Genomic DNA, 7,234 nt, shown 5'->3' on the forward strand with positions numbered 1-7,234 from the left:
CCCCTGGGGCCCGCCGGCTCGATCCGCGCGCTCACGGCAGCACCTCCACGAGAGCGGCCACCGGCGCCTCGGCGACCCCGAGCACCAGGGTGGGGGCCAGCCCGACGGCGAGTGCCAGCAGCACCAGCGGCGCCCACGCGCCCAGCTCGGCGCCGGCCAGCCCGGGGGCGAGCCGCCCGACCGCCGGGCTGGGTCGGCCGTGGGTCACCCGGCGCAGCAGCCGCAGGACGTACGCCGCGGTGAGCGCCCCACCGACCGCGGCCAGCACGCCCAGGGTGGTCCAGAGCGGCCCGCCGACCTCGACGGCGGCGATCACCGCGAGCGCCTCGCCCCAGAAGCCGGCCAGCCCGGGCAGGCCGAGCGAGGCGACGGCGGCGAAGCCGAGCAGCCCGGCCAGCCGGGGCGCGGTCTCCCGCAGCCCGGACAGCTCGGCCAGGTCTCCGGTGTGGGTACGGTCCTTGATGGCCCCGGCGAGGAAGAAGAGCAGTCCGGTGATCACCCCGTGCGCGACGTTGCCGATCAGCGCCGCCTGGATGCCGGTGCTGGTGAGCGTGGCGACGCCGAGCAGCACGAAGCCCATGTGTCCGACGCTGGAGTACGCGATCAGCCGCTTCAGCTCGGTCTGGGCGAGGCAGACCAGCGCGCCGACCCCGATCGCCGCGACCGCGAGCACGCCGAGCACCGGCGCGGCCCAGCGGGCGCCCTCCGGCGCCACCCCGACCGCCACCCGGATCAGCCCGTACGTGCCCATCTTCAGCAGCACCCCGGCGAGGATCACGCTGCCGACGGTGGGTGCCTGGGTGTGCGCGTCGGGCAGCCAGGAGTGCAGCGGCCAGAGCGGGCTCTTCACCGCGAAGGCGACCGCCAGCAGGGTGAACGCGGCGAGCTGGGTGCCCCGGGACAGCCCGGCACCGCCGGTGAGCGCGACGACGTCGGCGGTGCCGGCGGCGGCCACCACGACGTACACGCCGACCAGCAGCAGCACCGAGCCGAACAGGGTGTAGAGGGCGAACTTGCGGGCCGCCCGCCGGCGGTCGGCGCCGCCCCAACCGGCGATGACCGCGTACATGGGCAGGAGGACGACCTCGAAGAAGACGAAGAAGAGCACCAGGTCGAGGGCGAGGAAGGTGCCCAGGATGCCGACCTCGACGACCAGCAGCAGCGCCACCAGCGCCCGGCCGCTGCCGCCCGCGGGCACCCGCCACAGGGTGTACCCGCAGCAGAGCAGGGTGAGCAGCGCGGTGAGCACCACCAGCGGCCAGGAGATGCCGTCCACGCCCAGGTGGAAGCGCAGGTCCAGGCCGGGCACCCAGGGCAGGTCCAGCCGGTGCCAGGGGCGGACGGCCGGGCCCGCCGGGGCGTAGGCGAACCAGGCCCGGTCGCCGACGGCGAGCAGCGCGCCGGCGAGCAGGGTGAGCGCGGCGGCCACCGTGCCGACCAGCCGGGCGGCCCGGTCCTGGGGGGTGGCGGCCACCGCGAGCGCACCCAGCGCCGGCACCGCGAGCACCGCGACCAGCAGGAACTCTCCGAGGCTCACGGCGCCCCCTCAGTTCGCGACTGCGGGGCTCGCAACACCGGCTCACTCCTCGCGCTCACGGCGCCCCCTCAGTTCGCGACTGCGGGGCTCGCAACACCGGCTCACTCCTCGCGCTCACGGCGCCCCCTCAGTTCGCGACTGCGAGGCTCGCAACACCGGCTCACTCCTCGCGCTCACGCGACCCCTCCGATCAGCACGGCGGCCAGGCCGATCAGCAGCGCCCCGGCCAGCACCCCGGCGGCGGCCCGGGGCAGCGCGGCCCGGTGCAGCGCGGCGAGCCCGCCGCCGAGACCGGACGCGGCCCGCCCGCTGCCCTCGACCGCCCCGTCGACCACCACCTCGTCCGCGGTACGCACCAGCCGGGCCAGCGCCGCCGTGGGCCGTACGACCAGGGTGTGCTGGACGTCGTCGAGCCGGAACGCGCGGGCGAGGACCGGCCGCAGCGGACCGAGCGCGGTCGCCGGGTCGGCGGCCGGGTCCCGCCGCCAGCGGGCCCAGGCCAGCCCGGCACCGAGCGCCAGCAGCGCCAGCGGCAGCAGCAGCTGCGGCCCGAGGTGGATCAGCTCCGGCGGCAGCAGGTCGGACGGCCGCTCCGGGGTGGCCGGCGTCGCCGGGCGGAGCCGCTCGGCGAACGCGCCGGCGAACCCGGCCAGGCCGAGCAGGGCGGCCGGGACGGCGAGCAGCAGCAGCGGCCAGCGCAGCACGGCCGGCGGGTCGTGCGGGTGGGCCAGCGGCGACCGGGTCGTGCCGAGGAAGGTGCGCAGCAGCAGCCGGGTGGCGTACCAGGCGGTGACCGCGACGCCGGCCAGGCCGGCCAGCCAGACCAGCCAGCCCACCCAGGAGGGGGCGGGGCCGGCGCCGTGCAGGGCGGCGTCCCCGGCGGCGGCGAGCACGCCGTCCTTGCTCCAGAAGCCGGACAGCGGCGGCAGCCCGGCCAGCGCACCGAGCCCGACCACGGTGCACCAGAAGGTCACCGGCATGCCGCGGCGCAGCCCGCCCATCCTCGACATCAGCGTGGTGCCGACGGCGTGGATCACCGCGCCGGCGGCGAGGAAGAGCAGCGCCTTGAACGCGGCGTGGGTGAGCAGGTGGAACAGCGCGGCCGGGGGCGAGCCGACCGCGAGCGCGCCGGTCATGTACCCGATCTGGGAGACCGTCGACCAGGCCAGCACCCGCTTGAGGTCGTCCTGTGCGGTGGCCGCGAGGGCGCCGAGCAGCAGGGTGACCGAGGCCAGCACCCCGAGCACGGCCAGCGCGGCCGGCGCGCGGTCGAAGAGCGGGTAGAGCCGGGTCACCGCGTAGACCCCGGCGGCGACCATGGTGGCGGCGTGGATCAGCGCCGAGATCGGCGTCGGGCCGGCCATCGCGTCGGGCAGCCAGGTGTGCAGCGGGAACTGGGCGCTCTTGCCGGCGACCCCGGCGAGCAGCAGCAGGCAGGCGGCGGTGAGCGTGCCGGTGGGATGGTCGTGGGCGAGCACGTCGGCGATCCGGAAGCTGCCCGCCGAGACGCCGAGCAGCGCGATGCCGAGCAGGAAGCCGACGTCGCCGACCCGGGTCACCAGGAACGCCTTCATCGCCGCGGCCGGGGCCTCCGGCAGCCGGCGGTCGTGGGCGATGAGCAGGTAGGAGCAGAGCCCCATCACCTCCCAGCCGACCAGCAGCATGATCAGGTCGCCGGCGACCACCACCAGCAGCATGGCGGCGGTGAAGAGGCTGATCTGCGCCGCGTACGGCGGGTAGCGGTGGTCCACGTCGACGTCGTCGTGCGGGCCGCGGCGCAGGTAGCCGACGGAGTAGACCTGCACGGCCAGGGCCACCGCGGCGACCGCGACGGCGACCAGGGCGGCGGCGCCGTCCAGCCGCACCCCGAGGGTCACCGTGAGCCCGCCCAGGTCGACCCAGGTGGTGGACGCCTCGGTCGGGGCGTCCAGGGTGACCAGCAGGGCGGTCGCGAGGACCAGGGCGACGGCGGCGCCGGCCACGCCGAGGGCGATCGCCGCCCGCCGCGCCCGGTCCTCCCCGGTGGTGGCGCCGCTCGGCGACGGCGGCAGCAGCAGGCCGGTCAGCCCGGCGACCAGGGGTACGGCCGGCAGCAGCGCGCCGAGCAGGATGGTCGGGCTCACCGCGCCCCCTCCGTCCCGCCCGCGGCGGCTGCACCGGTCGACGTGGCGGCGGCCGAGGCCGGCGAGCGCTCGGCCAGCGGCACCTCGTCGACGGCGACGGTGGCCCGCAGCCGGTACAGCTGGAGGACGATCGCTAGGCCCACCCCGATCTCGGCGGCGGCCAGCACGATCACGAAGAGCGCGAAGACCTGGCCGCCGTGCGGCAGTTGGGCCCGCACGGTGGTGTCGGCGGTGACCAGGATCAGGTTGACCGCGTTGAGCATCAGCTCGACGGCCATCAGCACCAGCACCGCGTTGCGCCGGCGCAGCACGCCGTAGACGCCGAGGCCGAACAGCAGCGCGGCGGTGACGTACGGGATGACCGGCCTCACCGCGACCGCCCGCCCTCGGCGTCGGCGACCCGCCGGGCGGGATTGCGGTCGGTCGCGGGCCGGCCGATCTCGGGGCGGGAGAGCACGATCGCCCCGACCAGTGCGGCGAGCAGCAGCACCGAGAGCACCTCGAAGGGCAGCACCCAGCTGCGGAAGATCTGGTCGCCGAGGCGTTCCGCGGTGCCCGCCGCCGGCAGCTCCACCGCCGTCCAGCGGTACGCGTCGACCAGCACGGCGGCCAACCCGAGACCGGCGCCGCCGCCGATCAGCGCGGCCGGCCAGCCCGGCCGGTCCAGGTCGTCGGAGGGCCCGATCGGGGCGCGGGTGAGCATCACCGCGAACAGCAGCAGCACCACCACCGCACCGACGTAGATCAGCACCTGCACCCAGGCCACCAGCTCGGCGGTGAGCACCAGGTACATCCCGGCCAGCGCACCCAGGCAGACCACCAGGTACAGCCCGGCGCGGACCAGGTGCCTCGTGCCCACCACCAGCACGCCCGCGCCGACCGCCACCGCACCGAGGCCGAGCAGCAGCACGTCCGCACCGGTCACCGGGCCACCCCCCGATGCGTCCGGCCGGCCGGCCCGCGCCGCGGCGTCACGGGGCGGCCTCGCCGCCGGGCTCGGGGCGTACCGCCGGGGCGGCCGGACGGGCGGCGGGCGCGGCCGGGGCCGCGGCCTTGCGCGCGGCGGCCGTCTCCTCCTTGGCCGGTTCGCCGTTCGGGTCGTGCGCGGGCGGCGGCGGGACGGTTCCCATCCACTGGCCGAGGTGGTCCTTGTCGTGCAGCAGGTCCTTGATGTCGTACTCGGCGTACTCGAACTCCGGCGACCAGTAGAGCGCGTCGAACGGGCAGACCTCCACGCAGATGCCGCAGTACATGCAGAGCGAGAAGTCGATGTCGAACCGGTCGAGCACGTTGCGCTGGCGGGGGCGCGCGGCGCCGGGCACCGCCAGCTCCTCCTTGTGCGAGTCGATGTAGATGCACCAGTCGGGGCACTCCCGGGCGCAGAGCATGCAGACCGTGCAGTTCTCCTCCAGCAGCGCGATCACGCCACGGGAGCGGGGCGGCAGCTCGGGGGCGACGTCCGGGTACTGCTGGGTGGTCGTGCGGCGGGTCATCGTCTTCAGCGTGACCGCGAGCCCCTTGACCAGGCCCGCGCCGGGCAGGCCGCCATCCCCGGTGCCGTCGGCCGGCGCGCTGTGCTCGCTGCGGTCGGTCATGCCGACCATCCTGCCCTGTGCCCCCGGCCCGCGCGACCACCCCCCGGCCTCCGCGGCGGTACCGTTTCCCCGGGGCGGCCCGGCGTCGCCGTCGGCCCGGGCCCCGCGCGTGCCCGGTCAGACCGCGGGCGGGAGCATCTCCACGCCGAGCTGCTGGAGGAGCTGGAACAGCTCGTTGCAGCTCCACACGTCGACGATCCGGCCGGCGTCGTCGAAGCGCAGGAAGGTCGCCCCGGAGTAGCTGACCACCTGCCCGGTGGGCGGTACCGGGCCGAACTGCCCGGCCTGGGTGCCGGCGGCCCGCCAGTGCACGGCCACCCGGTCCCCGGCGGCCACCACGTCCACGACCTTGTAGCGCAGGTCGGGGAAGGCCGATCGCCGGTCCCGGTGCCAGGCCAGCGTGGCCTCCGGGCCGCTGCCGCCCAGCCCCGGGCACTCCGGCGCGACCAGCTCGTACGCCGACTCCTGCCGCCTGCCGTTCCACACGTCGGCGATGAAACGCCGGGCCGCTGCCTCCACATCGGTCATCGCGGCAGCCTAGCCGCGTCGCCCGCCACGCCGCCGGCCGGCGAAGCCCGGGCGGCGCGGGCGGGGGGTACGCCGGGGTGCTCGGGCTTCGCCGGCGGACGCGACAGCCGCCCTGATGGGCCTGCGCTCTGTGCCCCCCTGGAACGCGGTTCCTGTCCCGGCATGACGGGCGGCCGCGGCGCGAAGGGGCCCGGTCAGAGGGCGACGCGGACCGCGGCGGTGAGGACGAGCTGGGCCAGGGCGAGCGGGACCAGGACCAGCCAGCAGAGGCGCTGGAGCTGGTCCTCGCGCAGCCGGGGGTAGGTCACCCGGAGCCAGATGACCAGGAACGAGACGGCGAAGACCTTCAGCAGGGTCCAGAGCCAGCCGAGCTGGGCGTCGGCGAACGGGCCCTGCCAGCCGCCGAGGAACAGCACGGTGGTGAGCGCGGCGATCACCACGATGCCGACGTACTCGGCGAGCAGGAAGAACGCGAAGCGCAGGCCGGTGTACTCGGTCATGTAGCCGAAGACCAACTCCGAGTCGGCCACCGGCATGTCGAACGGTGGCCGCCGGATCTCGGCCAGCCCGGCCACGAAAAAGATGATCATGGCGGGTGCCTGCCAGAGCAGCCACCACGGCTGCCACGCCTCGACGATGCCGGAGAGACTGAGAGTGCCGGCCGCCATCGCCACCGAGGCGGCCGCCAGGACCAGCGGCAGTTCGTAACCGAGCAGCTGGGCGGCGCCACGCAGCCCGCCGAGCAGGCTGTACTTGTTGGCCGACGCCCAGGCCGACATCAGCACCGCCACCACGCCGACCCCGACCACGGCGAGCACGAAGAAAAGGCCGATGTCCAGCGGCTGGCCGACCAGGTCGTCCGGGCCGAGCGGGATCACCAGCAGCACGACCAGGTAGGGCACCAGCGCGACCGCCGGGGCCAGCCGGAAGACCGCCCGGTCCGCGTCGCGGGGCGTGACGTCCTCCTTCTGCACGAACTTCACGCCGTCGGCGATGAGCTGGGCCCAACCGTGGAACCCGCCCGCGTACATCGGGCCGAGCCGCCCCTGCATGTGCGCCATCACCTTGTGCTCGGCCTGGCCGACCAGCAGCGGCAGGGTGAGGAAGGCGACCAGCACGCCGCCCACCCGGACCACCAGCTCCACCCACAGCGGCATCAGGCCGTACCTCCGTCGTCGCCGGCGCGCTCGGTCGCGGCCGGGCCCTGCGGCGACGGGCGATCGGCCGGTGGGCCGGAGCGGACGGCCCCGCCGCCGCGGCCACCCGGGGCGCCGGGGAGCGGGCCGGCGTCGGGCGCGGGCTGCCCGGCCGGTGCCGGGCCGTCGCCGGGGCCGTCGGGCCGGGCGGTACGCCCCGGACGGGCGCCCGGTGCCGGCCGCGCGGGCCGCTCCCGGGCCGGGCGGGCCGGGACGCCGCCGCGCGGACCCCTGTCTCTTATACACCTCTGACGC

Annotated in this window: 7 protein-coding genes; all 7 read right to left on the bottom strand. The window is 76.1% G+C overall.

Translation table 11 applies throughout. The features are described from left to right. Window positions 1-31: 31 nt before the first annotated feature. The 7 genes from C1I99_RS27135 to nuoH all read right to left on the bottom strand — a co-directional run bounded on the left by C1I99_RS27135 (window position 32) and on the right by nuoH (window position 6,940). Window positions 32-1,537, bottom strand: coding sequence for a complex I subunit 4 family protein (locus tag C1I99_RS27135; protein WP_111137052.1), 1,506 nt, complete (start codon window positions 1,535-1,537; stop codon window positions 32-34). Window positions 1,538-1,710: 173 nt separating this feature from the next. Beyond that, a complete protein-coding gene (locus tag C1I99_RS27140; RefSeq protein WP_111137053.1) occupies window positions 1,711-3,660 on the bottom strand; it encodes an NADH-quinone oxidoreductase subunit 5 family protein in 1,950 nt (649 codons plus the stop codon). Further along, window positions 3,657-4,031: an NADH-quinone oxidoreductase subunit NuoK gene (nuoK, locus tag C1I99_RS27145; protein ID WP_111137054.1), complete on the bottom strand. Its 375-nt coding sequence runs from the start codon at window positions 4,029-4,031 to the stop codon at window positions 3,657-3,659. The genes C1I99_RS27140 and nuoK overlap by 4 nt, the downstream gene beginning before the upstream one ends. Next, window positions 4,028-4,585: an NADH-quinone oxidoreductase subunit J family protein gene (locus C1I99_RS27150; RefSeq protein WP_111137055.1), complete on the bottom strand. Its 558-nt coding sequence runs from the start codon at window positions 4,583-4,585 to the stop codon at window positions 4,028-4,030. The genes nuoK and C1I99_RS27150 overlap by 4 nt, the downstream gene beginning before the upstream one ends. 46 nt (window positions 4,586-4,631) lie before the next feature. Beyond that, entirely contained in the window at window positions 4,632-5,264 is a 633-nt protein-coding gene (locus C1I99_RS27155; protein WP_111137056.1) for a NuoI/complex I 23 kDa subunit family protein, read from the bottom strand. Window positions 5,265-5,372: 108 nt separating this feature from the next. Continuing rightward, entirely contained in the window at window positions 5,373-5,783 is a 411-nt protein-coding gene (locus C1I99_RS27160; RefSeq protein WP_111137057.1) for an ester cyclase, read from the bottom strand. 194 nt (window positions 5,784-5,977) lie between these two features. After that, a complete protein-coding gene (gene nuoH / locus C1I99_RS27165) occupies window positions 5,978-6,940 on the bottom strand; it encodes an NADH-quinone oxidoreductase subunit NuoH (protein ID WP_111137058.1) in 963 nt (320 codons plus the stop codon). Window positions 6,941-7,234: the final 294 nt, after the last annotated feature.

Origin of the sequence: Micromonospora deserti (assembly GCF_003236335.1) — a bacterium.
GTDB classification, from domain to species: domain Bacteria; phylum Actinomycetota; class Actinomycetes; order Mycobacteriales; family Micromonosporaceae; genus Micromonospora; species Micromonospora deserti.